Here is a 24,797-nt window from a genome sequence, read left to right as displayed (position 1 = left end):
GCGTCGCGATCGACGGCTCGAAGTCTAAGGCGGTCGACAATCGCGAGCGCAACTTCACGCATGGCAAGCTCGACCGGCGCCGCCAACAGATCGAGGAGAGCGTGTCGCGTTACCGCTCGCAGCTCGACACGGCTGGTCGGCAGGATCCCACGCCGGAACTGGCGGCCAAGGTCGAGCGGCTGAAGGAGAAGATCGCCCGCCTCGGTCAGGAGATGGAGCGGCCTGCCGGTTTAGAGGAGCAGATGAAGGCGACGCTCGAGACGGCTCTCCCCGCGCTGGCGGACAGGCCGGGCTTTCAGGGCGCGCGCGCTCCCGCCGAGGCAAGGAAAGCCCGCACGGTGTCGCGGAGAAAGGCCGCATCGGCTGGGTTGGTCGAGGGATTGCCGGCGCGGTGGCCCCAGAGGCTCGGGATCGGCCGCAGAACGGCATCGCGCAGGTGCGGCAGTTCGGCGGCGTTGTCGGCGACGCGGAAGTAGAGATCGGTCTCACCCGGCAGCAGCAGCAGCCGGGCCGTGATCGCGCCCAGCGCCCGCGCGAGGTCCCCGCCGTAGCGTGGGTCGCGGCTGATGTCGCCAGCATCCCAGGTGTGGAGCTGCGCGTACAGATCGGCTGCCGGCCGGCGGCCGAAGCGCTCCTCCCAGTCGGTGCGCAGGAAGGTGTCGAGGTCCGGGGCGCCCAGGGCGGTGCGGTGTAGGTCTGCCCGGTAGAAATCCTGGCTGAGCGCCCAGCCCGCGTAGATGCGCCCGAAGGCCCGGAGCGCCGCGGCGGGCTCCGCCGAGAAGCGGCCGGCGCCGCGATGTTCCGGCGCGGCCTCCAGCACCGCCATGAGGCCCTTCAGGAACACGCGGTTGTGGGTGGCGGTCCGGGCGCTGCCGCAATTGATCACCGCGCGGGCGACCTGCTCGGGAAACAGCGCCGCCCAGTGGTAGGCCTGCTGCGCCCCCATGGACCAGCCATAGACGGCGTGCAGACGCGCGATCCCCCACACCTCGGCGAGAAGGCGGCGCTGGGCGTGGACGTTGTCCCAGGCGGTGACGAGGCCGGGCCAGTCCGGCGTGTTCGACGGGCTCGACGACAGGCCGTTGCCGAACATGTCCGGGATGACGATGAACCAACAGCTCGGATCGAGCACCCCATCGGGCCCGATTAGCCATTCCAAGTCTGTATGCTGGGCCGAATAGCTCGTCGGATAGAGCACGACATTGTCCCGGGCGGTCGACAGCGTCCCATGCGTCTTCCAGCGCAGCTGCGCTCTCGGCAGCACCGCGCCCGACTGTAGCGTCAGGTCGCCGAGTTCGAAGGTTCCGGTGGCCGTCGCCCAACCGCTCACGGGCGCAGCGTCCGCACGAATCCGACATGCCAGTGGGCGTCGTCTCGCTGGCGCATGCCGAGGCGCAACGCCGCGCGGGCGTCTGGCAGGCGGTAGAACAGGATCGACGGGTGGAGGCGATGCTCGGCGTGAAAGGGCATGGTCCACATGAGGAGCCGCATAAGGCCGTTGGTCAAGGCCGTGCGCATGTTGGTCGGGCCGTCGTCGTCGATCATGCAGAGCGTGTGCTCGGTTGGGAGGCAGAGCCGCCGGGACGGCTACCCGAAGATCCGCGGCCCGATCCCAATTCCAGGGGCCGAGCGCCAGACCAGCCAGCCGGCCCTGGCCAGCATCGGGACATGCGCGTCGAGGCGGAGGGCATCGCACCTGTCCGAGGTGAGCGACAGCGCCGTCACCTCAGAGCCAGTGAGAACCCGTGCGCTCGTGGAAGCGGCTCGTTCCCTGAACCGTGTGACCGCCTCGAAGACGCGCGAATACGGCATCATCCATGACGATCCCTCCGATCGTATACCGGGCATCCCCGCATGCCGGCTCGACCGCGATCGCCAGCCGACGCGCGCGATCGGCTTGGTATCCGGCTTGCCTCTGCGGCCCAGGCAAAGGGTGAATGCGAAATGAGACGATCCTGGTTGTCCGGCCTATTCGCGGCCGTGGCGCTGCTCGCGCCGGGCTCCGCGGGCGCGGAAACGACGCTGAAGGCGGTGCTGGAAGCCGAGATCGTCACCCTCGACCCCTACTTCACCACGGCGTACATCACGCGAACCTTCGGCTTCATGGTATATGAGACGCTGTTCGCGCCGGACGCGACGGGCGTGTTCCGGCCGCAGATGGTCGACACATGGTCGGTGTCGGATGATCGGCTCACCTGGCGCTTCACCTTGCGCGACGGGCTGCGCTTCCACGACGGCGCGCCGGTCCGGGCCGCCGACTGCGTCGCCTCGCTGCGGCGCTGGGCGGCTCGCAGCGCGTTGGGCGGCCGGCTCATGGACGTGACGGCTGCCCTCGACGCCGTGGACGACCGGACCTTCGTGCTGACGCTGCGAGAGCCCTACGGCCTCGTCCTCGACACACTCGGCACGACATCGAGCCCCACGCCGTTTATCATGCCGGCGCGGCTCGCCGCGGCGCCCCCGACGACGCAGCTCTCTGAGGTCGTGGGATCCGGTCCGTTCATCTACGACCGCGCCGCGCACATCCCCGGCGACCACATGCTCCTGCGCCGGAACACCGACTATCGGCCGCGTCCCGAGCCGGCCGACTTCTTGGCGGGCGGCAAGGTCGTGAAGGTCGACGCCCTCGACATCCGCGTCATCCCCGACGGGGCGACGGCGGCGGGCGCCCTCGGCGTGGGCGAGATCGACTACATGCAGTATGCGCCCTTCGACCTGATCGCTCAGATGGAGTCCAAAAAGGGCTTGGCAGTGATGAACTTCACCGGCCCGCACAGGTTCACGGGCCACTATCGCATTAACACGGCGTCCAAGCCCTTCGACGACCCGGCCATTCGGCGCGTGCTGCTGCGGCTCGTCGATCAGCGCGAGGTCCTCGACGGGTTCGGCCTCGACCCACGCTTCTCGCAAACCTGCGACGCCTTCTTCATCTGCGGCTCGCCCTACGAGACGCATGTCGGGACAGATCTCTTGCACGACCCTTCGCTGGCGGCGGCACGGTCCGCTCTGAAGGAGACCGCCTACAAGGGCGAGCCGGTGATCGTGATGGTGGCCAACGATCTCGAGGCGGCGCGCGTGTCCTCGACCATCTTGGCCGATCGACTGAAGGAGGCCGGCTTCACCGTCGACCTGCAGGTGATGGATTGGGCAGCCCTGCTCGCCAAACGCACCAAGAAGGCCGGCTGGGGCCTCTTCGGCATCCATGCGCTCGGGCTCGATCTCAGCTCGCCTCTGACCAACTCCGCGATCAACTTCAACTGCAAGGACGCGGCGAGTTCCGGGTTCATGTGCGACCCGCGCATGGTTGGCTTGTTCGACCGTTTCGCCCGCGAGCCTGATCTGGACAAGCGGCGCGCCATCGCAGGGGAGATCCAGACCATCGTCTACGGAGAGGGCCTCGTCGTCCCGTTCGGCCAGTTCGCGCAGCCCGCGGCTTACCGGACCTCGCTCACCGGTCTGATCCCCTCCGCTATCCCGCTCTTCTGGAACGTCGTGAAGCAATGAGCGCAGCCCCGTACGATATCGTCGTGGTCGGTGCAGGCTCCGCCGGGGCGGCTTTGGCAGCCCGCCTCTCGGAGGATCCGCGCCGCCGGGTACTCCTGCTGGAAGCTGGACGCGATTGGCGCCCCACCGATGCGCCGCCGGCGCTGCGCTCGGCCAACATCATCCCGTTCATGTATGACCCGGCCCATCAGGCGGACTGGCAGTGGCCGGGACTGATGAGCCGGCGGACCCGTGTGCAGGAGCCACGCTTCTACTGGCGCGGTCGCGCGCTCGGCGGCAGTTCGACGGTGAACGCGCAGATCGCGATCCGCGGCGTTCCCGCGGCCTTCGATGCCTGGGCGGATCAGGGATGCACCGGCTGGTCAGCCGCGGATGTGCTGCCTCTCTTCGACCGGATCGAGGACGATGCCGATTTCGGCCTGGAGGACAGCTGCCGTCGCGGCGGTCCGCTCCCCGTGTATCGCGCGAAGCCGGATGCCTGGGGCGCGGTGGATCTGGGGCTTCGCGCGGCCGCCCTCGCAGCCGGCCATCCCTGGAAGGCGGACCTCAACTCGCCGGTGGGCGAGGGCGTCTCGTGCAACCCGATCAACAGCCGCGACGGTCACCGGGTCACCACCAACGACGGCTACCTGGAACCGGCGCGCGACCGGCCGAACCTCGAGATCCGCTGCGAGGCCCTGGTCGACTGCGTCCTGTTCGAGGGCCACCGGGCCGTCGGCCTGCGCGTCCGCTTCGGTGCGGAGCCCTGGACCGAGATCCATGGCCGCGAGATCGTGCTGTGCGCCGGCGCCGTCCACAGCCCGGCGATCCTGATGCGCTCCGGGATCGGCCCGGCCGAGCCGCTTCGCGCCCTCGGCATTCCCGTCCGGCAGGCGCACGAGGCTGTCGGCCGCAACTTCATGGACCATCCGATCCTGCGGGCGACGCTGGATCTGAAGCCGGGCCATCGGGCGCTCGGCACGGATGCGCGCCACACCAACTGCTGCGTCACGTACTCGAGTGGCCTCGCGGGCGGCGGGGAACGCGACATGATCTTCGTCGCCTACAATCATCGGACCCTGACCGGGCCGGAACCGACGCCGCAGGGCGCTGTCGGCGTCGGGCTCTACGACGCGTTCTCGCGCGGGACGCTGCACCTCACCGCGCCCAATCCGGAAGCCAACCCGATCATCGAGGAGAACATGCTCGATGACCCGCGCGATCGCCTGCGCATGCGCGACGCGGTGCGCCGTCTCGCAGGCCTCACCGCGCACCCGGCCCTGGCCGGTCTCGCGACGGCGATCCGGTTCGGCGAGAGCCCGCTCGCGATCGGCGCCGCCGCGCGCCTTCCGGACGACGAGCTCGATGCCCTGATGCTCGCCGAGGCCGGCGACATCCAGCACGCAGCCGGCACGTGCCGCATGACCGGCTGGCAGGACGCGTCCGGTGTCGTCGACCCCGATCTCAAGGTTCGCGGAATCGACGGATTGCGGGTGTGCGATGCCTCCATCATGCCGAGCGATTGTCGGGCCAACCTGCACTTTACCTGCGTGATGATCGGCGAGAATCTTGCTCGACGGATGTCGAAGAGCGATTTCTAGTCAGCCCCGGATCGCATTGCGCAGCATTGTCGGCATTCGATCGACGGGTCTTTGCGCCGCCCGCGGTGCGGCTGATCGTGGACGAACGATCGCCGTTGAAGCGTAGCAGTTGATCGGCTCTGTTCGTCCGTTGCGGCGGCATGGATCAGGCATTCTCGCTGCTTTTCGAGCTTGCAGACCGGATTTCATATCGAATGGTGCGCTATTTCCGCGAATGAGGGTGCGGTTTGGCAGCCAACTTGCTTGAGCGAATGCCCGACGGCAGCGGCCGCAGGATCCGGTGCTTCGACTCCGGTGCTTCGACAGCCGCCCTTTCTCGGCACGCGCCTGACTTCCTCATCGACTCCCGCGGAGCTCGTATGCCTCAGCCCTGGTCGCCCCTGCTCCATCGGCGCTCGATCCTGAGAGGAATGACCGGCCTAGCGGTCGGCGCGGCATGGGCGCCGACCGCCGCGCGTGCCGCAGGACTCAAGACCGTCCGCTTCAGCGAGGCCGTCCACAACCTCGGCTACATCAACCTTTACGTCGGGATTCACGCCGGCATCTTCGAGAAGAACGGCCTCGCCATGCAGGTGAGCGCCGCCGGAGGCGACACCCAGACCTTCGCGGCCGTGCTGGGGGGCTCGGCGGATTTCGCCATCGGTGACCCCACGATGGTGGTGATCTCGCGCGAGAACGGCGGGCCCGGGATGGTGGTCGGCACCGTTGTTCAGCGGGCCCACTACTTCGCGGTCTCGAAGTCGGTCGATCCCTTCACCGACCCGAAGGGCTTCAAGGGCAAGCGGATCGCCACCTCGCCGGAACCCAACACCAACTTCAGCGTGACCAAGCGCCTCGTCGAGAGCAATGGGATGAAGCTCGGCGTCGACGCGACGATCGTGCCGGTGAGTCCCGGAACCGAGATCGCCGCCATGCTCGCCGGCGCGGCCGACATCGCGGTCGCCTACCAGCCCGGCGTCGCTCAGGCAGTGGCGCAGGGTGCAAAAATCGTGTTCGATTTCTCGAACTACGTCGGGCCCTTCTGCAATACCGGGATCATGGTGCTGCCCGGAACGATCCAGAAGGATCCCTCGACCGTGCAGGCCCTGGTGACAGCCTTCGAGGAGGCCGGGCGCAGAACCTACAACGATCCCGACTACGCCAAGAAGGTCGCGCGGCTGGAATTTCCGGACCTCCCGGGCGACGTCGTGGACGCTGCCATCGATGCCGAGCTGAAGTATAAAATCCCGGCCTCCAGCGTCGTGACCGAGAAGGACGCCTGGGAAAGCCTGATGGGCATGCAAAGATACCTCGGGAATATCAAAGGCACGCTGACTTTCGATCAGGTCGTCGACAATACGTTCGCCGACAAGGCCGCGAAGCGCGCCGGCTGAACGGCACCCCCGTGTCCGAAGGTACTCTGCAAGCGGCGGCTCGCCCCGGGTCTCCCGTGCCCCCGCTCTCCGTCGAGCATCTCGCCAAGGCGTATCGGACGGGCGGTCGCATCCTGCCGGTCGTCGGTGATCTCACCTTCGCGCTCGCCCGCGGCGAGATCGTCGCGATCGTCGGCCCGTCGGGCTGCGGGAAGACCACGCTCCTCAACGCCGTCTGCGGTCTGACGCCGGCGGACTCGGGCCGCATCCTCTGGAACGGCATGCCCCTCGACCGGCGCGGCCGCACGCCCAGCGGGATCGGCTACATGCTGCAGAAAGACCTTCTGTTGCCCTGGCGCACGGCCCTCGACAACGTGAAGCTCGGCACCGAACTGCGAGGGATGCCGCGCGGTCAGGCCGACGAGCGGGCGCGCGCGCTCCTCGACCAGCTCGGCCTGCACGGTTTCGCTGGGGCCTATCCCGCGACTCTGTCGGGCGGCATGCGCCAGCGGGTGGCGCTTGCCCGCACCCTGATCAACGATCCGGACGTCCTGCTGTTTGACGAGCCCTTCGCGGCGCTCGACTTCCAGACGAAGCTGCTGATCGAAGCCGACACGGTGCGGCTCGTGCGCGACGGCGGCAAGTCCGTGCTTCTGATCACGCACGACATCGAGGAGGCCGTCTCGATTGCCGACCGGGTCCTCGTGCTGAGTGGGCGGCCGACCACCGTCAAGGCCGCCTACACGATCGACCTCGACTGTGCGCCCGACGACATGATCGGGGCCCGAGAGAGTGCCGGCTTCGGCGACTACGTCCGCCAGATCTGGGCCGATCTCGATATTCCACGCACCACGGTTGGCGGCGCCGGTCGTGGCATCAGCCGCGCTGCAGCGAGGTCCTGAGATGTCGGACGCCGTGACCGGACCGGCAACCGTGATCGGGACGAGCCGGGATGCCCCGCCCGCACCGCCGCGCGACGGTGCGCGCCTGCGCTCAGGCGCGCTCGTCCTGCTGGTGCAGATCGCACTCCTCGCAGCCCTGCTGGCGGCCTGGGAATGGCAGACCCGCCAAAGCCCGCAATCCTCCTTCCTGTTCGGCTCGCCCTCGGCGATCAGCCGGTTCCTCTGGCAGGGTCTCGCCGACGGTACGCTCCTGCGCGATGCGGGCGTGACGGCCCTCGAGACGGGGCTCGGGTTCCTCATCGGCAACATCGTGGGCACGCTCGCCGGTCTGTCGCTCTGGTACTCGACCTTCGTCTCGCGGGTCGTCCAGCCCTTCATTGTCGCAATCGGCTCGATCCCGATCATCGCGCTCGCCCCGATCATCATCATCTGGTTCGGGACGGGGCTCGCCTCGAAGGTCGCGATGTCGACGCTCTCGGTCGTCGTGGTCGCCCTCGTGACCTCCTACAAGGGCGCGCTCGGCGTCGACCCGGACCAGATCAACCTCATGCGGACCCTCGGCGCGCGGAAGCCGCAGATCTTCGCCAAGCTCGTCGTGCCGTCGAGCCTCGCCGATATCTTCGCTGGCCTGAAGCTCACCGTCGGCTTCGCGCTGATCGGTGCCATCGTCGGCGAGTTCATGTCGTCGTCCGTGGGCCTGGGCCACGCCATCTTCCAGGCAGGATCCCTCTACGCGATCCCGAAGGTCTTCGCCGCGCTGGTCGGCACGATCGCGCTGGCCCTTATCCTGACCTTCCTGGTCGGCCGGGCCGAGCGGCTGCTCATGCCCTGGCGGGATCATCACTGACCCACGCCACCCCTGGACACCAACGCCATCGTTATCAGGAGCCCCGTGTGACGCAGCGCATCAGCAAGCAGGGAACGATCAAGTACGCCCTCTCTGGCGACGAGTCCTTCGTCGCGACGATCGCACCGGGCGAGATCGTCACGGTCGAATGCGTGATCAACATCGGTGACGGCGTCATCAGGGAGCTCGGGCAGAACCTGACCGAGGCCGACGTCACATTCCCGTTCGTGAATGGGGCAACCGGCCCGATCGAGGTCGCGGGCGCGAAGCCGGGCGACATGCTGAAGGTCGAGATCCTCGACATGGAACTCGGCCAGCGCGGTTACAGCTCCCTCTGGCCCGGGCACGGCATGTTCCCGGACTGGGTGCGCCGCAAGGAATGGGGCATCCGGACCAAGGTCGTCGACGTGCACGACGGCCATGTGATTTGGAATGACCGGCTCCGGCTGCCGGTAAAGCCGATGGCCGGCGTCATCGGCGTCGCGCCGGTCCACGGCGCGGTCCTGACGGTCGACAACGGCACGCATGGCGGCAACCTCGACGTTCAGGAGGTCACCACCGGCAATACCGTGATGCTGCGGGTCGAAAAGACCGGCGCGCATTTCTTCATCGGCGATTGTCACGCGCTCCAGGGCGACGGCGAAGCCGTCGGTATGGGAGCGATCGAGATCGGTGCGAACGTGACCCTGCGGGTGAGCCTCGTGCCCGCGCCGGCGCGGCTCGGCCACCCGCGGATCGAGACGCCCACGCATATCTGCACACTCGGCTGCGCCCGCCCGCTCGAGGACGCGATGCGCATCGCCTTCGCCGACATGATCTACTGGCTCGCCGATGAGTGGAACATCCCCGAGCCGGATGGTTACCTGCTGCTCGCGCAGATCGCCGAGGCGCGCTGCACGCAGATGGTCAATCCGAAATACACGTACATCTGCAAGGTGCCGAAGGCGATCCTTGCGGCGTTCCAGTGAATTCATGGGCAGATCCGCCATCCAATGATAAGCCGGGCGCGAACCGCTGAGTTGCGTCGTCCATCGTGCCCGCTGCACGGCGCCGGGGCTGTGCAGCGAGGCATCGGCGCTGCTCAACAATGTGCAAAATATTTATTCTGCTCCCGTCATTGTTAAATAGAAACTACAAAGAAATCTTTCATCTTGCGCAATATAACGCTTAATTCGGAAGCATACATGGCACGCTTATTGCGAAATGCCGGGACGTTTCAGGAGTCCTCTGGCTTGCCCCGCACGTTCGACGCGACCGATCTCTCCCGCCGTACGATTCTGGCGCTTCCCCTCGGCCTCGCAGCGGCCGCGAGCGGCGCGCGCGCCGCCGAGCCGAAACGCGGGGGCACGATGGTGATGATCGTCCATCCCGAGCCCTCGACCCTGGCGCATTACGCGGTGTCGGCGGGCAACATCCCGCCGATCGCCACCCAGGTCTACGAGGGTCTGTGCACCTACGACTGGGACCAGAACCCGCAGCCGAACCTCGCGAAGTCCTGGGAGGTCGCGCCCGACGGCAAGACCATCACGTTCAAGCTCCAGGACGGTGTGACCTTCCACAACGGGAAGCCGTTCACGAGCGCCGACGTGCAGTACTCCTTCATGGAGATCCTGAAGAAGTACAATCCGATCGCGCCGGTCATGCTCGCGGAGCTGGTCGCCGTCGACACGCCGGACTCGATGACCGCTGTGCTGCGGCTCGCCAATCCCGCGCCCTACATCATGAAGGCGCTGTCCGGGCGCGACCTGCCGATCCTGTGCCGCTCCGTCTTCGAGGGCACGGACGTCCTCCAGAACCCCAGCGCCAACAAGCCGATCGGCACCGGTCCGTTCAAGTTTGCGAGCTGGGAGCGCGGTCAGTTCGTGCGCCTTGATCGCAACGAGAGCTACTGGAAGCCGGGCCTGCCGTATCTCAACCGGATCGTCGCCCGGTTCATCCCGGACGCGGCCACGCGCTCGGCGGCCATGGAGGCGGGGGAGGCGCATTTCGCCGGGTACAGCGCGGTGAACTACGCCGATCTCGCGCGGATGAAGACCAACCCGATCCTCGACCTGACGACCAAGGGCTACGAGATGACGCCGGCCCAGAGCGTCCTTGAGCTGAACGGCCGTCACCCGCATCTCCAGAAGAAGGAAGTGCGCCAAGCGATCGCCTACGCCATCGACCGCAAGGTCATCCTCAAGGACGTGATGTTCGGCTACGGCCAGCCCGCCACCGGCCCGCTCAGCCGCAAGTTCAAGACCGCCGGCCTCTACACCGACGACGTGCGCCAGTACGATGTGCCCGACCGTCTGGACATCGCCAACCGGCTGCTCGACGAGGCCGGCGCCCCGCGCGGCGCGGACGGAACCCGCTTTGCCCTGCACCTGGAGGTCAATTCCTTCGGCGAGCAGTGGCTGCGGCAGGCCGAGTACCTGAAGCAGGCGCTGGCCGGCGTGGGCATCGCCGTGACGCTGCGCTCCGAGGACACCGCGACCTGGCTGCGGCGCGTCTACACCAACTACGATTACGACCTGAACGAGCCGTTCCTCAGCCAGGGCGTCGACCCGGTCTACGGGCTGAACAAGCAGTTCCTTACCAGTCAGATCCGCAAAGGCGTGACCTTCGTCAACGACACCTTCTACAGCAATCCTGAGGTCGATCGCATGCTCGGCGAGGGCGCGCGCGAGCCGGATGCCGAGAAGCGCGCCGCGCTCTACAAGAAGGTCCAGCAGATCCTGGCGGAGGACAGCCCGATGATCTGGCTCATCGACGTGCAGTACGTCAGCGTCTTCAACCGGCGCCTCAAGGACCACACGACCGGCCCCCTCGGAACCCAGCAAGCCTTCGAGCGGGCCTGGATGGACAAGTAGTCCCGTGCGGCTCGCGCGTTTCCTCGGCTACCGGCTGCTGCTGTCGATCCCGGTGGTGCTCGGCATCGTCGTGCTCAACTTCTTCCTGATCCACCTCGCGCCCGGCGACGCGGCCTCCGTGCTGGCCGGCGAGAGCGGGGCGGCGAGCCCCGAATACATGGAGCAGCTGCGCCACAAGTTCGGCCTCGACCAGCCGCTTGCCACGCAGTTCGGCGTCTACCTGCTGAACATGCTCCACCTCGATCTCGGCTACTCGTTCCGCAACGACAGCCCGGTGGGAAGCCTGATCGTCGACCGGCTCTGGCCCACCGGGCTGCTGATGCTGACCGCCTTCGCGGCCGCGCTGGTGATCGGGACGCTCCTCGGCCTCGTGGCCGCGACCGGGCGCAATTCCTGGCGCGACGCACTCATCTCCCTCGTCAGCCTCGTGGCCTACGCGACGCCGGGCTTCTGGCTCGGGCTGATGATGATCGTGGTCTTCGCCATCCGCCTCGGCTGGCTGCCCACCAGCGGCTACGACACGGTCGGCGCCGACAACGAGGGCTGGGACGAGGTCTGGGATGTCGGTCGCCACCTGGTCATGCCGGCGGTGGCGCTCGCACTGTTCTACCTCGCGGTCTACGCCCGGGTGATGCGCGCCTCCGTGCTGGAGCAGGTCGGCATGGACTACGTCACCACCGCCCGCGCCAAGGGCCAGACCGAGGCCCGGGTGATGACCGGGCACGTCCTGCGCAACGCGCTGCTGCCGGTGGTCACCATGGCGGGCGTGCAGGCCGGCAACCTGATCGGCGGCTCCATCGTGGTCGAGACGGTGTTCGGCTGGCCGGGGGTCGGCACCCTGGCCTTCAACGCGCTCCAGTCGCGCGACCTCAACCTGCTCCTCGGCATCTTCTTCGTCTCCGCCTGCCTCGTGGTGGCGATCAACCTCGCGGTCGACCTCGTCTACGTCTGCCTCGATCCGCGGCTGGAGCTCTAGCGATGCGTACGGCTCTCGCGCGGTTCGCGCGCAACCGCCTCGCGCTCGCCGGGGCGATGGTGCTCCTCGGGCTGGTCGCCCTCGTGGCGCTCACGCCGCTCCTCTATCCGGGCGATCCGTTCGGCCTCGTCGGCCCGGCTCTCCAGCCGCCTGGCGGCCAGTTTCTGCTCGGCACCGACACGCTGGGACGCGACGTGGCCGCGGAGATCGCGTACGGCGCCCGCACCTCCCTGATCATCGGCCTCAGCGCGACCGGGGCGGCGATCCTGCTCGGGACCCTGATCGGCGGGCTCGCCGGTTACTATCGGGGCGGCGTCGAGGTCGCACTGATGCGGCTCACGGAGTTCTTCCAGACGATCCCCGCCTTCGTGCTGGCGATCCTGATCGTGGCGATCCTGTCGCCGTCGCTCTCCAGCGAGGTCGTGGCGATCGTGGCCGTCTCCTGGCCCGGCATCGCCCGGCTCGTGCGCGGGGAGTTCGTGGCGCTCGGCGGCCGCGAGTTCGTGCTGGCCTGCGACGGCCTGGGGGCGGGCGACGCCCGCATCGTCTTCCGCCACATGCTGCCGAACTGCACCGCGGCCATCATCGCCGTCGGGACGCTCCTGATCGGCACGGCAATCCTGATCGAGGCGGGGCTCGCCTTCCTCGGCCTCGGCGATCCCAACGTGATGAGCTGGGGCCTGATCATCAGTTCGGGCCGCGCGGTCCTCCGGTCGGCGTGGTGGATCTGCACGTTCCCCGGGCTGGCGATCCTGCTGACCGTCCTCGCCATCAACCTCGTCGGGGACGGCCTGAACGAGGTCCTGAACCCGAGGCTCCGAGAGCGATGAGCGACGCCGTCCTCGAGATCGAGACGCTCACGATTACGCTGCCGCCCGGCGCGGACCGCCCGAATGCCGTCACTGATCTCGATCTCGTCCTGCGGCCCGGGGCGGTCACCTGCCTGATCGGCGAGAGCGGATCGGGCAAGTCGATGGTGGCCCGCGCGATCCTCGGGCTGCTCCCGGGACCGCGGGTGCGCGTCGCGGGCGGGCGCATTCAGTTCGAGGGTGCGGATCTCGCGGCGATCACCCCGCGTCAGATGCGCAAAGTCCGGGGTGCGCGCATCGCGATGATCTTCCAGGAGCCCATGACGGCCCTGAACCCGCTCCACACGATCGGGCGGCAGATCGACGAGGTCCTGCGCGTCCACACGCCGCTCGGGCGCGCGGACCGCCGGGCGCGCATCCTCGCGCTGCTCGAAAGCGTCCATCTCCCGGACCCGGCCCGTCTGCTGCGCTCCTACCCGCACCAGCTCTCGGGCGGCCAGCGGCAGCGGGCGATGATCGCCATGGCGCTGGCGTTGAACCCGCGGCTGCTCATCGCCGACGAGCCGACCACGGCGCTCGACGTCACCACGCAGGCGCAGATCCTCTCCCTGATCCGCGACCTGCAGCGCGAGCACGGCACGAGCGTCCTGTTCATCACGCACGATTTCGGCGTCGTGGCCGACATCGCCGACACGGTGGCAGTCTTGCAGAAAGGCGTCCTGGTCGAGCAGGGGCCCGCGGCCTCAGTCCTCGGGGCGCCGAAGCATCCCTACACGCGCGCGCTCATCGCCGCCGTGCCGAAGCTCGCGCCGCCGCCCCGCCGGGCCGCGAGCACCGCCCCTCTGGTGGTGGAGGCCAAGGGGGTCGAAAAGACCTACGGCGCCCGCGGCCTGTTCGGGGGGCGCGTCACCCGGGCCCTCGACGGCGTGGACGTTTTGCTCAGGCGGGGCGAAACCCTGGGCCTCGTCGGCGAGAGCGGCTCGGGCAAGAGCACGCTGGCGCGGGCGATCACCCGCCTGATGCCGGTCGATGGCGGCGAAATTCTGCTTGCCGGACACAGCGTCGCCGAGCTGAGCCGCCGCCAGATGCGCCCGCACCGCCGGCGCGTGCAGATGGTGTTCCAAGACCCGTACGGCTCCCTCGATCCGCGCCAGCGCGTGGTCGACATCGTCGCCGAGGGGCCGATCATCCACGGCACCGAGCCTGGGATCGCGCGGGTCCAGGCGTGCGAGATGCTGGCGCTGGTCGGCCTCGACCCCGCGGCGGCGCAGCGCTTCCCGCACGAGTTCAGCGGTGGCCAGCGCCAGCGGATCGGCATCGCCCGGGCGCTCGCCATGAAGCCCGAGATTCTGGTGGCCGACGAGCCGGTCTCGGCGCTGGACGTCTCCGTGCAGGCGCAGGTCCTGGCGCTGCTCGCCGACATCAAGGCGCGGCTGCAGCTCAGCATGCTGTTCGTGACCCACGATCTCCGGGTCGCGCTGCAGGTCTGCGACCGGATCGCGGTGATGCGGTCCGGTCAGGTGGTCGAGGTCGCGCCCACGGCCGAGATCTTCTTCGCGCCGAAGCACCCCTACACCAAGGCGCTGTTCGCCGCCGTGCCCGGCGCCCAATGGCAGGAACCGATCCCCGCATGACGACCGCGCAGCCCCTCTCGACGGACCCGTTCCTGCCCGGACCGCGCCTCCGCGTCGCCGGATCCGCGACGGGGCCGCTCGCCGGCCTCACCTTCGCCGTCAAGGACCTGATCGACGTCGCGGACACGCCCACGGGGGGCGGAAACCCGGACTGGCCGCGCGTCTACCCGACGCCGGCCCGCCATGCCGGCGTGGTGCAGACGCTGCTCGATGCGGGCGCCTCGGTCGTCGGCAAGACGGTCACCGACGAAGTCTCACTGGGAATTCTCGGCGAGAACGCCCACGATGGCACGCCGCTCAATCCCGCGGCGCCCCATCGGGTGCCCGGCGGCTCCTCCAGCGGCTCGGCCTCCGCGGTGGCCGCGGGCGCCTGCGACTTCGCCCTGGGCACGGATACCGGCGGGTCCGTGCGCGTACCGGCGAGCTTCTGCGGCCTCTACGGCATCCGGCCAACGCACGGCCGCATCGACTTTTCCGGGATCTGCGTCCAGGCGCCGAGCTCGGATACCTGCGGCTGGTTCGCCCGAGACGCGCGCACCTTCGCGCGGGTCGGCGAGGTGGTGTTCGGCGAAGCCATGCCGGATCACATGCCGCACACGCTGCTCGTGGCCGCCGATGCGCTCGGCTTCGCCGATGCCGCCGTGCAGGAGGCGCTGGCCCCGCAGGTCGACCGCTTGGCCGCCCTGATCGGCAACCGCCGCGACGTGACCCTGGCGCCGCAGGGCCTGTCCGTGTGGCAGCGGGCGCAGCGCGTCCTCCAGAGCAGCGAGGCGTGGCAGACCTTCGAACCCTGGCTCGATGCCTGCAATCCACGCATGGCCTTCTCGGTCGCCCGCGCGCTGATCCAGGGCTCGATGATGACCGACGCCGAGCGCAGCGCCGCGGGCCTGATGCGGATCGAGGCCCGGGCGCGCCTCGCCCGGCTTCTGCCCCCCGGCACGATCCTGTGCCTCCCGACCACGCCGTTCCCGGCGCCGCTGCGCGGGCTGCCGCTCGGCGAACTGCATCCCCTGCGGGAGCGTATCGCCTGCCTGACGAGCCACGGCGGCCTCACCGGCGTCCCGCAGGTCAATCTGCCGGGCGCATGCGTCGACGGCGCCCCGGTCGGCCTGTCGATCCTCGGTGCGCGTGGAACCGACCTCGACCTGATCCGTACCGCGGTCGCCCTGGAGGCCTGAATGGACGTGACTGTGAACCGCCCCGAGGTCGTGGCCGAGATTACCGCCCTGTTCGAGCGCTACGAGCGGGCGCTCGTCGAAAAGGACGTCGCCGTGCTCGACGAGACCTTCTGGGACAGTCCACACACGATCCGCTACGCCCTCCATGAGAACTGCTACGGCTTTGCCGAGGTCCACGCCGCACGGGTCGCCGCCGATCCGCCGCCGGGCGGGACCAAGGAGGCGCGGATCCGGCTGGAGATCCTGACGCTCGGGACCGACTTCGCCACGGTCAATCTGGAATTCAAGCCGCGCGGCAAGGCCGGCATCGGGCGTCAAAGCCAGACTTGGATGCGTCTACCCGACAGCGGTTGGAAGGTGGTGTCAGCCCACGTGTCAATCATGCCGGCTGCGGATTGCTTATAGGCGCTTAGGCGGGCTGCTTTCCTGTCGATTTTTCTCCGAATCAGCCATTCCGTTACCGGCCAGAACCGTTTGCGACACGGATCACCGCTCGTCCGGCGACCATTCGGGGCTGTAGCCCCCGAGGGTCGGGTGATACATCTCGTCGCCGGGATGCTGCGTGAACTCGACGTTGAGGCGATCCTCGCGCAGGCCGAGGATCTCGACGCAATGGGCGCACAGCGCCTTGGCGACCTCCATCCGCAACTCGGCCGAGCGTCCTTTGCGGATGTCCAGCATCATCACGGAGACCGGCACCGGCTCGCCGCCGGCTTCCGGTATCCGCCACACGCCGCCCTCGCCGAGCTCGCGGATGGCGACGCTGATCCGCCTGATGTCGACCGACATCATCTCCGCGTAGGTCCGGCTCATCTGCGCCGCGAGGCGCTTCTTGGAGGCCACGGAATGCGTGCTGGTCACGTCGAGCTGGAGGTACGGCATGGAGGGTCTCCGGGTTCAGGCCGCGTTCGCCGTCACGAGCCCGTAGCGCGCCGACGGCTTGGCGTTGCCGAACTTGGCGGCCATGGCCCGGCGATCCTCCTGCCAGCGCGTCCAGTCGGCGACGTCCTGCAGGCCCGGGATGGTGACGAGCTCGCCCTGGTCGAGCCCGGCGAGCGCCGCATCGACAAGGTCGGCCGCCGACATCGTGATCGCCGACGTCTTCTGCGCCGCGTAGCCGGCGACATCCCAGAACTCGGTGGCCGTCGCGCCGGGCAGCACGGTCTGGACGCGGACGCCCTTGTCCGCGAGGTCCTTCTGCAGCGCATGGCCGAAGCTGAGGACGTAGGACTTCGAGGCGCTGCAGACGCCGTTGAGCATCTCGACCGCGATGCCGACGACGGACGAGATGTTGACGATGGTCCCCGAGCCGCGCGCAACGAGAGCCGGCGCGACCGCGCAGGTCAGTCGGGTCAGCGCGGTGATATTGAGCTGGATCATCGCGTCCATTGCCTCCACGTCGGCCTGAAGGGTCGAGGCGACGGAGCCGATGCCGGCTTCGCAGACCGCAACCGGATACGTCGCGCGTTCCTCCGAGCGTTCGGGCAGCCGCCGCAGGTTATCCGGCGCAATGCGCGTGGAGACTTGGATACGGCGACTGCGTAGCGTTGGCCACCCACGGTCTAGCACGTTTTGGAGGATAATTCACCTTGAACAACTGCTTCAAGGCGAAGATCTGCGGAGTATACGTGTCCGAGCCGGATCTTGGCAGCCCGTCCGATTTTCCAGCGGACCAGCCCAGAAGCAGACCGGCGGCTTTCGGCCATCATCGGCCAGCCGCACCGGACCCGGGTGAGCGTCTCAGATGGGCGGTTTCCAGTCCGTCCGCTTCCGGACGGCGGAGGCATTAAAGCGGGCATCGCTGCAGGGACCAATACCCGCCCGATGGAGCCCTTGGAAAGGACCGCGCTCAGGCAGTCCTCAAGACCGTCATTCGGCACCGAACTCCAACTGAGGTGCGCCTGACGGATAATCGTTCAAGCTCACTGCGCCGGTGGCTACGATGAGGGAAAAAGGTAGAGATCCTGCCATTTAAATCCGAAGTCCGCGATCTAATTGCGGCCGCATTCACGCCTGCTCAGGCAATGTATGCAAATATACGGGTCGCGCAAATATGCCTAATTGTCTAGGGGGCGGCCTTGAAGAGTATCTTCACTATACGTCGCAAACTCATCGCGGCAGTGAGCCTGTTTTTATTGCCGATCGGCATCTTCGCCGCACTCTACGTGCAGCAGGCGATGACCAGCGTCCGCTTCGCCGACGCCGAAAGGCTCGGGGTCACTCAAATCCGCGCCGTATGGCCTGTCATGCTCCAGGCCGCTACCGTGCATCCCAGCGCGGCCCTCGACCCCCGGAAACTACAGGCCGAGCGTACGACCAGCCTTTCCCTGGCGGAAGCGAACAAGGCCAACACTGCGGGTGATGACCTCGGCAAGGCCCTTTCCGGTACCGATCGTGCCGCTCAGGTTGCCGCTGCCCATGCCTTGATCGACGCCGTTGGAGACGGGTCGAACCTTCTGCTCGATCCCGACCTCGACTCCTTCTACGTCATGGACGCGGCAGTGGTGCGGCTGCCCGAGATGCTCGAATTGGACTGGAAGTTGCTGGGCTCGGCCCGTGCGCAAGCCGAGCGGACGAACATCTCGAAAGCGGATTACGCCGCGAGGCTCATCGATCTGGGCAAGGTGCGGGCGAACCTCGAAGGCGTCGAACGCTCTCTCGCCAAAGCCTTCGCTGCCAATGCGGGGGACACCAAGCAGGCGCTCGCGCGACCGCTGGAAACCTTTCAGGACGCCTACAAGGCCCTGTTCTCAACGGCCGATGTCCTAATGCAGGCGCACGAGGCCGGTCGTCGTACGCCGAGAGAGACTGCGGCATTCGAGGAGACCATGGCTGCGGCCATCGCAGCAAACGACCGCCTGCAGACGGCTGCAGCCGATGAACTCGATCGCCTGCTGAAGGTCCGCATTGACGGCTTCTACAGCGCCATAAGCATTGCCGGTGCTGTCGGCTTCAGCGTCACGGCCATAGCCTTCGTAATTGCGTGGCTCCTGACCCGGTCGATCGTGCGGGCGCTCGACAATCTTGGCTTGCGGATCCGGGTTCTCGCCGACCGGGATGTCACCGCCGACGTGCCGGAAGCTCAGGGCAGCGACGAGATCGCCGAGCTCGCCCGCGCCGTCGTGCACTACCGGGACCGCACCGCGGCTCAGATCGCCGAGGCGGCCAATGCTGACCGCTTGGTCGAGCGCGACGCCTGGGTGGCCTACATGGTCGAGATCTCGGACCGCATCACATCGTCGACCCAGCGCGCCATGGCGCGCTTCCAGGAGCTCGCCGGGAAGATGGGCACGTCGACGAAACAGGTTCGTGGCCACGCTGGCACGACACGGACGCAACTCGACCAATCTGTCGATGGTCTGCAGGGATCGATCGCAGACATTTCAGGCGTTGCTACCGCCGTGACGGAACTCTCCGCCTCGATTGCAGAGATCGCGACCCAGGCCGCGCAGTCCAACGCTGTGGTGCGACAGGCGCAGGAACAGGTCCATGCTGCCCGTTCTCTCGCGGTGCTGCTCGATCAGGCCAGTGCGCGGATCAGCAGCTTCACGGATCTGATCAGCCAGATCGCGGCGCAGACCAACCTACTGGCGCTCAACGCCACTATTGAGGCCGCCCGCGCGGGCAGTGCGGGTCGGGGCTTTGCCGTCGTGGCGAGCGAGGTAAAGGGTCTGGCCGAGCAGACCGGCAGAGCTACGGCCGAGATCGGCCAGCAGGTCGCTGCCTTGCGTACGGCCTCAAACGACGTGCTCATGGCCATGGGTCGGGTCAACGATACGATCTCCACCATCAACGTCGCAGCCTCGACGATCGCCAGCGCCGTTGAGGAGCAGAGTGCCACGACTGCTGAGATCGACCGAACGGTACAAGCATCCGCCGATCGCACGCGCTCGGCGATCGAGAACCTGAGCTCTCTGCCTGCGAAAGCAAGCGAGACGGATCGGCTCGCGGCCGAAGTGGCCCATTTTGCCGAGAGCCTTCTGGGTGAAGCCGGGAAGTTTAGCACGCGCCTTGAGGAGGTCGTACGAGCCATCTCCGAGCGGCGTTCCAATATGCGGCTTCAGTCAAATGCGACGATCCGTGTGCATATCGCCGGCACGCCTCGTGAGGCTCGCCTCGAAGACGTCAGCCGGGGTGGCGCGAAGGTATCCCTGCCCGGTGAGGACTTACGGCCCGAAAGCCCAGTGACGCTTGACTTCGGGGACGGTCGCGCCCGCCGCGGCTCGGTGGTCCACGCAGCCTATGAACGCTTCGGTGTGAAGCTGGTCGAAGCGGACCGCCTCGACGATGTGCTGATCGCGGCACTCACGAAAGAAGCCCGTGAGGCCGCGTGAGCGGCGGCCAGGGACCGCTTCTTATCTCGAGCTGAAGTTGTCGGACGACCGACGAAAGGCTGCTTTTGGGATGAACCGACGACGGCCTGAACGGCTGGCATGGGTCGAGGCCGTGTCAAAACGCATTGATCGTGGCCGCCGGCGTAGATCAGCAGGATGACGACGGCGGCGTGGCGGGCTGCTTCAGGCGCGAATGGCCTGGATGAGCCAGGTTGCGCCGAACAGGCGGATCATCCGCTTCACATTGTAGGCGAGGATGGCGAGGCTCATCTCGGTTCTCACGGCTTTCAGGCCCTTCGTCAGGAAGGGCGTACTGCCCATCCAAGCCTTCAATGGCCTCCAGCACCGCCTCGTGCTTCCAGCGCTTGAAGCGCTTCACCTTCTCTGTCGTGCAGCGCGCCCGCATCGCGCAGGCATGACAGGCTTCCAGGTTGCGGTAATGGTCGATGTCGCCGTGTCGATCTGAGCGCGCGGCGGACTTCGTCAGCACAGCCCCGGCGGGACAGACGTCGTGGTCAGCCGCGGTGTCGTAGACGCAGTCGGCGCGCACGAAGGGCCCCTTCTTGGCTCGACCTGACGTGTCAGCCCGCGGCATGGCCGGCAGGATGCCTGTGCCTTCGCAGGCTAGAACCTCGTCGCCGCTGTCGTAGCCGCGATCGGCCAGGACCACGACCTCCCTTGCATGGAGGGCCGGCCCCCCATCGGCACCAGCTGGGTCCGGTCGTGGCCCTCGTTGACGACGTCATGCGCTACGACGAGATGATGCTCGGGATCGACGGCGATCTGGACGTTGTAGCCGACGATGCCCGTGCCGCGCCCGCTCGTTGCCATCGAGGGCGCGTCCGGGTCGGTCCGTGAGACCTGTCCGTCGTCCGCGGTCCCTACCTGCGCCTGCATCTCGCGCAGGAAGGCCATCTGTCGGCGCAGGGCGGCGATCTTCTCGCCGATACCCTGCGTCCGCGCCTCGGGAACGTCGTTGCCTTCCCTGTCCGCCCGGTCGAGCGCCGCGAGGGAGCGGGCGATGCTGGCATCCACCTGTTCCAGGCGTTTGGCGAGCTTGGCCACGGTGTAGTTGCGGTCCCGGTTGTTGACCGCCTTGAACTTCGATCCGTCCACGGCGCCGGTCGCCCCGGCGCACAGCCGTAGATCCCGGCACAGGACCACGAATTGCCGACAGGCGGCCTGGATCGCAGGCCCGTTGTCGCGCCTGAAGTTGGCGATCGTCTTGTGATCGGGAGCCCGGCGACCGGTCAGCCACATCCCCTCGATGTTGCGCTGTGCCTCCCGCTCAAGCCGCCGCCTCGACGGTACCCGGTTGAGATCGCCGTAGAGATAGAGCTTCAGAAGCGTGGCCGGATCATAGGCAGGCCGCCCCGTCGCTGCGGGCTCACAGCGGGTGAAGCCGAGGGTGCCGAGATCGAGTTCGTCGATGAAGGCCTCGATCACCCGAACCGGATTGTCCGCGGTGACATAGTCGTCCAGCGAACTGGGCAGCAACCAGGACTGCCGACAGGTCTGCCCTTCGACGAACCGCCCCATGGGGGCCACCTCAAATGAGGACGCAAGTCTATCCCAGAAGGGACTCTCGACACAGCCTCGGTCGATAGGGGACCGTCCGCTTTTAAGGCGGCTCATCCCTGAAGCGGACCGGCTGCTTTCGGCCATATTACGCCATGCCGGATCGCCGATTAGCGCAAAAGCGGCCGTTCAGCGTAGCGCCCATCTCGGCCATTCGGCGGCCTTCGCCGGCATCTCTAAAGCGGACATGGCCACAGCTTGTCCCATGCTGTCGCGCATCATTGGCGCGGCTCCCACTCCTTTCTCGCGAGAGCGAGCCATCCATTGTCGTAAATCGGCTGGCCGACAATTGTCAGCGGCGCCCCAACTTCGTCTTTAAGTTGGTTGTCTGGAACGCCGTCCCCATCAAGATCCGGGCCTGCGGTCCCAGCAACACGGGCGCATGTCAGCATCAGCGGAAACGCGCTCTCGGCCAAAGCTTGCCCTCCTAGAGTGTCACTCGGGTAATGCACCCCCAGAACCTCGCGGAGCTTCGCGATGCGCTCCGCGAGCAGCCAGAAGGGGCTTTGCTGATTTGCCTGCCCCGAGCCTAGCGCAACTGGAACTACCTGTTCGAGGCACCTCGCAATGAGGAATGACTGGGTGGCGTGCCCGCTCGGATAGGAGGAGTGGCCCGGGGGATCAATCGGCGGGAGCAAGCTTGGATCGAGGCGTACCGGTCGCGGCCGATTGAACTGTCCCTTGTAATACATACAGAGGAACTGCCCGATCCGCAGCGCTGCTGCGACGAGATAGTATGTGTGCGGGTGAGTCTGCAGATCGAAATACAGCAGGGCTCGGAAATAGCCGATGATGCCATTGCGCTGGGCCAAAGCTTCTGTCATCGCGCCCGATCGAAATTGGGCAAGTCTGCGCAAGTGTTTGAGCTCAAACTCGACCATTGTGCAGGGACGCTGGGGGTCCTGGTCGATGGGCTGTATTTGATTGATGTCATTCGTCATGTCCTGCGGAGACATGAGGAGGGCCCAGCGGTCGTCACCGGCATTGTTCCTAAGCCGGACGAATTCCGCGAGGACGAGCAGCGAAGCGTTATCAGGCGTGAAATCCGCTAAGCGCGGCTGGATGGTGTCTGGCGCGCTCGGCCAGCAAGCCGTCGGTAACAAAGGCGGCCAAGTGTGACCATCCAATCGAGGCGGCCAGCGATGGCCTCGATAATCCGTTTCGTTGGCCCGAAGCTTCATCTCTGGGACGGCACCGAGCGGGCGAAAGACAGAGCGGCGACCACTGCCCAGCGCGTCAAGATTCTCGAAGCCTTCTGCGCCGTCGGCCCCGTCCGCGCCATCGGCACCATCCGCGGGACCGAACGCTCCACCTCTCGTCATGTCATTCTCCCTCGCTTAGGTATGAGAGCGCCATCGCCCTGTGGTCAGTCGGGCAAGCCCGCCTCCCGCAAATGCAAGGCGAAGGTTCTCCGCAGCGTCGGATCAAAGAACGGGAGGCGCGTGCGCGAGTACCTGTCCAGAGAGAAATCGGGGCGCAGGGCCAGAAATCGAGCGGTGACTTGGCGTGCGTCTTCAAGCGAGCCCACGGCGGCCAGAGCTGCGGCGAGTAGCAGGAGTGTCGCCTCATGAAGTGGATTGTTGGCGACAGACCGTCGCTGCCATCTCACCGCCTCCTCGAAGGCGCCGGTGGCATAATGGGCTATGCCGAGGAACATGAATTGCGAATACCGCATCGGATCGTGCGGCGAGAGTCGCAGGCCGTGCTCGGCGCGTCGCACCGCTTCTTGGCCCTGACCGAGGTAGGCGAGTGTTGCGCTCGACAGCGTCCAGGCGAGCGGATGGTTGGGACAAGCCGCGAGCGCATCGTCAAAGCATTGGAGCGCCGCCTCGCTGTCGCGCCGGAGGATGGTGTTCATGTGGCCGAGTGTGGCCAACGCAAGTGCATTTAACGGGTCGATCGTGGTAGCTCGCGTCGCGAGTGCGTACGCTTGCGCCGAGTCGTCATCCGGATCCTGCGACCAGCCGCGCCCGATACGCACGCTGTGCCAGCGCGCCGCCCATGCAACCGGCAGGACGAAGTCCGGCTCCTCGATCATGGCCTCGCCCAAGAACGTCCGCGCGCGGTCGAAGGTGTCGCGATCGGCGCTGCTTATCGTGAATAGCCCGCGAAGTAGCCGGTCATAGGCGGTCAGGCTTTCGGGCGGCTTACGCATTGCGCGCCGCAGTTCCACCGAGCGTACCTGCGGTGCAAGATTCATCACGACCTTTCGCGCGAGCGCGTCCTGCAACTCGAAAACCTCCGCCATGTCGACACGCATGCGCTCGCCCCAAAGCATTGCGCCCGAGCGTGTGTCGCACAATTGCACCGATACACCGTAGCCTTGGGACAACCGATGTATGCTGCCAGACAGGGCGTAGTTCACGCCGAGAGCGCGGCCGACCTCTCTGGGATCCGGCTGTTGCCCGCGAAAGATAGCGCTCGATGCGGGCGACACGACGAAGAGCTCGTGTAGCGCGGCGAGCGACATGCCCACACCGTCGGCGAATCCGTCCGCAAGGTATGTGTCCTCCGGATTTGCGCTTTGATTGACGAGCGGCAAGACGGCCACAGACGGGAGGCTCCCGGTTGCCTTCACCGGCGCTGCCAGACGAACGAGATCCGTCTCAATGGCGAACAAATAGGCGCGCCTGTCGAATCCTTTCAGCTCCGCATAGCCGAGATCGCGCAGGTCCGATGGACGGGAGCAAGCACTCAACCCATCGCGCACTCGCTCCGAAAGCACAATCCCGCCGGGCCTGGCATGGGATTGCAGACGAGCGGCGAAATTCACGGCATCACCGAAGATTTGAGAGTTCTCCTCAAAGATACTGCCCATATGGATGCCGATGCGGAGCACAATCGGAACCGGATCGATCGGACCTGCATCGTCAAGTTTGGCGCGTACATTGTGCTGAATGGTGCGCGCCCATTCGACAGCGGCGTCGGCGCTTTGGAATACGGCGAGTACCCCGTCGCCCATCACGTCCACGATGCGTCCCTCGCACCGTTCTGTTTCGGGTTCGATGGAGCCATGCAGGAGATTCATCCATCGCGCGTGGGTGCCATCCTCGTCGGCGGCCATCAGCGTCGAGTAACCAACTACATCGGCGAACGCGATTGCCACCGTTTGACGCGCGCCTTGAGCCAAGCCCGCCGCGTTGCTTATGGCCTTGCGGTCAGACACGAACACCATCGTGATGCGTCTCCGTCACGATCGTCTCGGCTGGAATGCCTAAGGCAGGCCCCCTGAGCCACCATGATCATGGCGT

Annotated in this window: 19 protein-coding genes and 2 pseudogenes; 14 read left to right on the top strand and 7 right to left on the bottom strand. The window is 66.9% G+C overall.

Going from position 1 to position 24,797, the window contains the following annotated elements:
* Positions 1 to 295: 295 nt before the first annotated feature.
* Positions 296 to 1,330, bottom strand: coding sequence for an alpha/beta fold hydrolase (locus JOE48_RS14880; protein ID WP_210030936.1), 1,035 nt, complete (start codon positions 1,328 to 1,330; stop codon positions 296 to 298).
* Complete coding sequence (locus JOE48_RS14875; RefSeq protein WP_210030931.1) at positions 1,327 to 1,545, bottom strand: fatty acid desaturase; 219 nt, start codon at positions 1,543 to 1,545, stop codon at positions 1,327 to 1,329. The genes JOE48_RS14880 and JOE48_RS14875 overlap by 4 nt, the downstream gene beginning before the upstream one ends.
* Before the next feature lie 414 nt (positions 1,546 to 1,959).
* On the opposite strand from JOE48_RS14875, the gene JOE48_RS14870 reads away from it, so the two are divergent.
* The 12 genes from JOE48_RS14870 to hpxZ all read left to right on the top strand — a co-directional run bounded on the left by JOE48_RS14870 (position 1,960) and on the right by hpxZ (position 16,039).
* On the top strand, positions 1,960 to 3,504 hold the full coding sequence (locus JOE48_RS14870; RefSeq protein ID WP_245252834.1) for an ABC transporter substrate-binding protein: 1,545 nt from the start codon (positions 1,960 to 1,962) through the stop codon (positions 3,502 to 3,504).
* Positions 3,501 to 5,084, top strand: coding sequence for a GMC family oxidoreductase (locus JOE48_RS14865; RefSeq protein WP_210030929.1), 1,584 nt, complete (start codon positions 3,501 to 3,503; stop codon positions 5,082 to 5,084). The genes JOE48_RS14870 and JOE48_RS14865 overlap by 4 nt, the downstream gene beginning before the upstream one ends.
* A gap of 410 nt (positions 5,085 to 5,494) precedes the next feature.
* Positions 5,495 to 6,457 (top strand): ABC transporter substrate-binding protein, encoded by a 963-nt coding sequence (locus JOE48_RS14860; RefSeq protein WP_245252833.1) that lies wholly within the window; start codon positions 5,495 to 5,497, stop codon positions 6,455 to 6,457.
* 56 nt (positions 6,458 to 6,513) lie between these two features.
* On the top strand, positions 6,514 to 7,338 hold the full coding sequence (locus JOE48_RS14855; protein ID WP_312893220.1) for an ABC transporter ATP-binding protein: 825 nt from the start codon (positions 6,514 to 6,516) through the stop codon (positions 7,336 to 7,338).
* A 1-nt stretch (position 7,339) separates the two neighbouring features.
* Complete coding sequence (locus tag JOE48_RS14850; RefSeq protein ID WP_210030924.1) at positions 7,340 to 8,185, top strand: ABC transporter permease; 846 nt, start codon at positions 7,340 to 7,342, stop codon at positions 8,183 to 8,185.
* Between the two features lie 47 nt (positions 8,186 to 8,232).
* Positions 8,233 to 9,153, top strand: a complete 921-nt coding sequence (locus tag JOE48_RS14845; protein ID WP_210030923.1) for an acetamidase/formamidase family protein — start codon at positions 8,233 to 8,235, stop codon at positions 9,151 to 9,153.
* 264 nt (positions 9,154 to 9,417) lie between these two features.
* Positions 9,418 to 11,037: an ABC transporter substrate-binding protein gene (locus JOE48_RS14840; protein ID WP_210030922.1), complete on the top strand. Its 1,620-nt coding sequence runs from the start codon at positions 9,418 to 9,420 to the stop codon at positions 11,035 to 11,037.
* A 4-nt stretch (positions 11,038 to 11,041) separates the two neighbouring features.
* Complete coding sequence (locus JOE48_RS14835; protein WP_210030921.1) at positions 11,042 to 12,013, top strand: ABC transporter permease; 972 nt, start codon at positions 11,042 to 11,044, stop codon at positions 12,011 to 12,013.
* 2 nt (positions 12,014 to 12,015) lie between these two features.
* Positions 12,016 to 12,843 carry an ABC transporter permease gene (locus JOE48_RS14830; RefSeq protein ID WP_210030919.1) on the top strand — a complete coding sequence of 276 codons (828 nt, stop codon included), beginning with the start codon at positions 12,016 to 12,018 and terminating at the stop codon, positions 12,841 to 12,843.
* Positions 12,840 to 14,456 carry an ABC transporter ATP-binding protein gene (locus tag JOE48_RS14825; RefSeq protein ID WP_210030917.1) on the top strand — a complete coding sequence of 539 codons (1,617 nt, stop codon included), beginning with the start codon at positions 12,840 to 12,842 and terminating at the stop codon, positions 14,454 to 14,456. The genes JOE48_RS14830 and JOE48_RS14825 overlap by 4 nt, the downstream gene beginning before the upstream one ends.
* Positions 14,453 to 15,634: an amidase gene (locus tag JOE48_RS14820; protein ID WP_210030914.1), complete on the top strand. Its 1,182-nt coding sequence runs from the start codon at positions 14,453 to 14,455 to the stop codon at positions 15,632 to 15,634. Before JOE48_RS14825 ends, JOE48_RS14820 begins: the two co-directional genes overlap by 4 nt.
* Positions 15,635 to 16,039 carry an oxalurate catabolism protein HpxZ gene (gene hpxZ, locus JOE48_RS14815; RefSeq protein ID WP_245252832.1) on the top strand — a complete coding sequence of 135 codons (405 nt, stop codon included), beginning with the start codon at positions 15,635 to 15,637 and terminating at the stop codon, positions 16,037 to 16,039.
* A gap of 81 nt (positions 16,040 to 16,120) precedes the next feature.
* Here the strand turns inward: hpxZ and JOE48_RS14810 are convergent, their stop codons facing one another.
* Positions 16,121 to 16,516 (bottom strand): tautomerase family protein, encoded by a 396-nt coding sequence (locus JOE48_RS14810; protein WP_210030913.1) that lies wholly within the window; start codon positions 16,514 to 16,516, stop codon positions 16,121 to 16,123.
* A gap of 15 nt (positions 16,517 to 16,531) precedes the next feature.
* Positions 16,532 to 17,032, bottom strand: a complete 501-nt coding sequence (locus JOE48_RS14805; protein ID WP_312893219.1) for an SDR family NAD(P)-dependent oxidoreductase — start codon at positions 17,030 to 17,032, stop codon at positions 16,532 to 16,534.
* 30 nt (positions 17,033 to 17,062) lie between these two features.
* Here JOE48_RS14805 and JOE48_RS30335 point away from each other — a divergent pair.
* Both JOE48_RS30335 and JOE48_RS14800 read left to right on the top strand, forming a co-directional pair.
* Positions 17,063 to 17,179 (top strand): annotated as a pseudogene (locus JOE48_RS30335) (GlxA family transcriptional regulator); the annotation flags it as partial.
* Positions 17,180 to 17,712: 533 nt separating this feature from the next.
* Entirely contained in the window at positions 17,713 to 19,968 is a 2,256-nt protein-coding gene (locus JOE48_RS14800) for a methyl-accepting chemotaxis protein (RefSeq protein WP_210030911.1), read from the top strand.
* A 183-nt stretch (positions 19,969 to 20,151) separates the two neighbouring features.
* Here JOE48_RS14800 and JOE48_RS14795 read toward each other — a convergent pair.
* The 3 genes and pseudogenes from JOE48_RS14795 to JOE48_RS14785 all read right to left on the bottom strand — a co-directional run bounded on the left by JOE48_RS14795 (position 20,152) and on the right by JOE48_RS14785 (position 24,721).
* Positions 20,152 to 21,507 (bottom strand): annotated as a pseudogene (locus JOE48_RS14795) (IS1182 family transposase).
* A 257-nt stretch (positions 21,508 to 21,764) separates the two neighbouring features.
* Positions 21,765 to 22,868 (bottom strand): phosphatase PAP2 family protein, encoded by a 1,104-nt coding sequence (locus JOE48_RS14790; protein WP_210030906.1) that lies wholly within the window; start codon positions 22,866 to 22,868, stop codon positions 21,765 to 21,767.
* Between the two features lie 44 nt (positions 22,869 to 22,912).
* On the bottom strand, positions 22,913 to 24,721 hold the full coding sequence (locus JOE48_RS14785; RefSeq protein ID WP_210030904.1) for an adenylate/guanylate cyclase domain-containing protein: 1,809 nt from the start codon (positions 24,719 to 24,721) through the stop codon (positions 22,913 to 22,915).
* Positions 24,722 to 24,797: the final 76 nt, after the last annotated feature.

Source organism: Methylobacterium sp. PvR107 (genome assembly GCF_017833295.1).
Taxonomy (GTDB): domain Bacteria; phylum Pseudomonadota; class Alphaproteobacteria; order Rhizobiales; family Beijerinckiaceae; genus Methylobacterium.
This window is presented reverse-complemented; position numbering and strand designations above follow the sequence as displayed.

Excerpts from the sequence above, each read along its gene's own strand:
- JOE48_RS14830 (WP_210030919.1), top strand. The coding sequence starts at position 12,016 with ATGCGTACGGCTCTCGCGCGGTTCGCGCGCAACCGCCTCGCGCTCGCC.
- JOE48_RS14875 (WP_210030931.1), bottom strand. The coding sequence starts at position 1,545 with ATGATCGACGACGACGGCCCGACCAACATGCGCACGGCCTTGACCAAC.
- JOE48_RS14820 (WP_210030914.1), top strand. The coding sequence starts at position 14,453 with ATGACGACCGCGCAGCCCCTCTCGACGGACCCGTTCCTGCCCGGACCG.
- JOE48_RS14790 (WP_210030906.1), bottom strand. The coding sequence starts at position 22,868 with ATGACGAGAGGTGGAGCGTTCGGTCCCGCGGATGGTGCCGATGGCGCG.
- JOE48_RS14865 (WP_210030929.1), top strand. The coding sequence starts at position 3,501 with ATGAGCGCAGCCCCGTACGATATCGTCGTGGTCGGTGCAGGCTCCGCC.
- JOE48_RS14785 (WP_210030904.1), bottom strand. The coding sequence starts at position 24,721 with ATGGTGTTCGTGTCTGACCGCAAGGCCATAAGCAACGCGGCGGGCTTG.
- JOE48_RS14825 (WP_210030917.1), top strand. The coding sequence starts at position 12,840 with ATGAGCGACGCCGTCCTCGAGATCGAGACGCTCACGATTACGCTGCCG.
- hpxZ (WP_245252832.1), top strand. The coding sequence starts at position 15,635 with ATGGACGTGACTGTGAACCGCCCCGAGGTCGTGGCCGAGATTACCGCC.
- JOE48_RS14810 (WP_210030913.1), bottom strand. The coding sequence starts at position 16,516 with ATGCCGTACCTCCAGCTCGACGTGACCAGCACGCATTCCGTGGCCTCC.
- JOE48_RS14850 (WP_210030924.1), top strand. The coding sequence starts at position 7,340 with ATGTCGGACGCCGTGACCGGACCGGCAACCGTGATCGGGACGAGCCGG.
- JOE48_RS14860 (WP_245252833.1), top strand. The coding sequence starts at position 5,495 with ATGACCGGCCTAGCGGTCGGCGCGGCATGGGCGCCGACCGCCGCGCGT.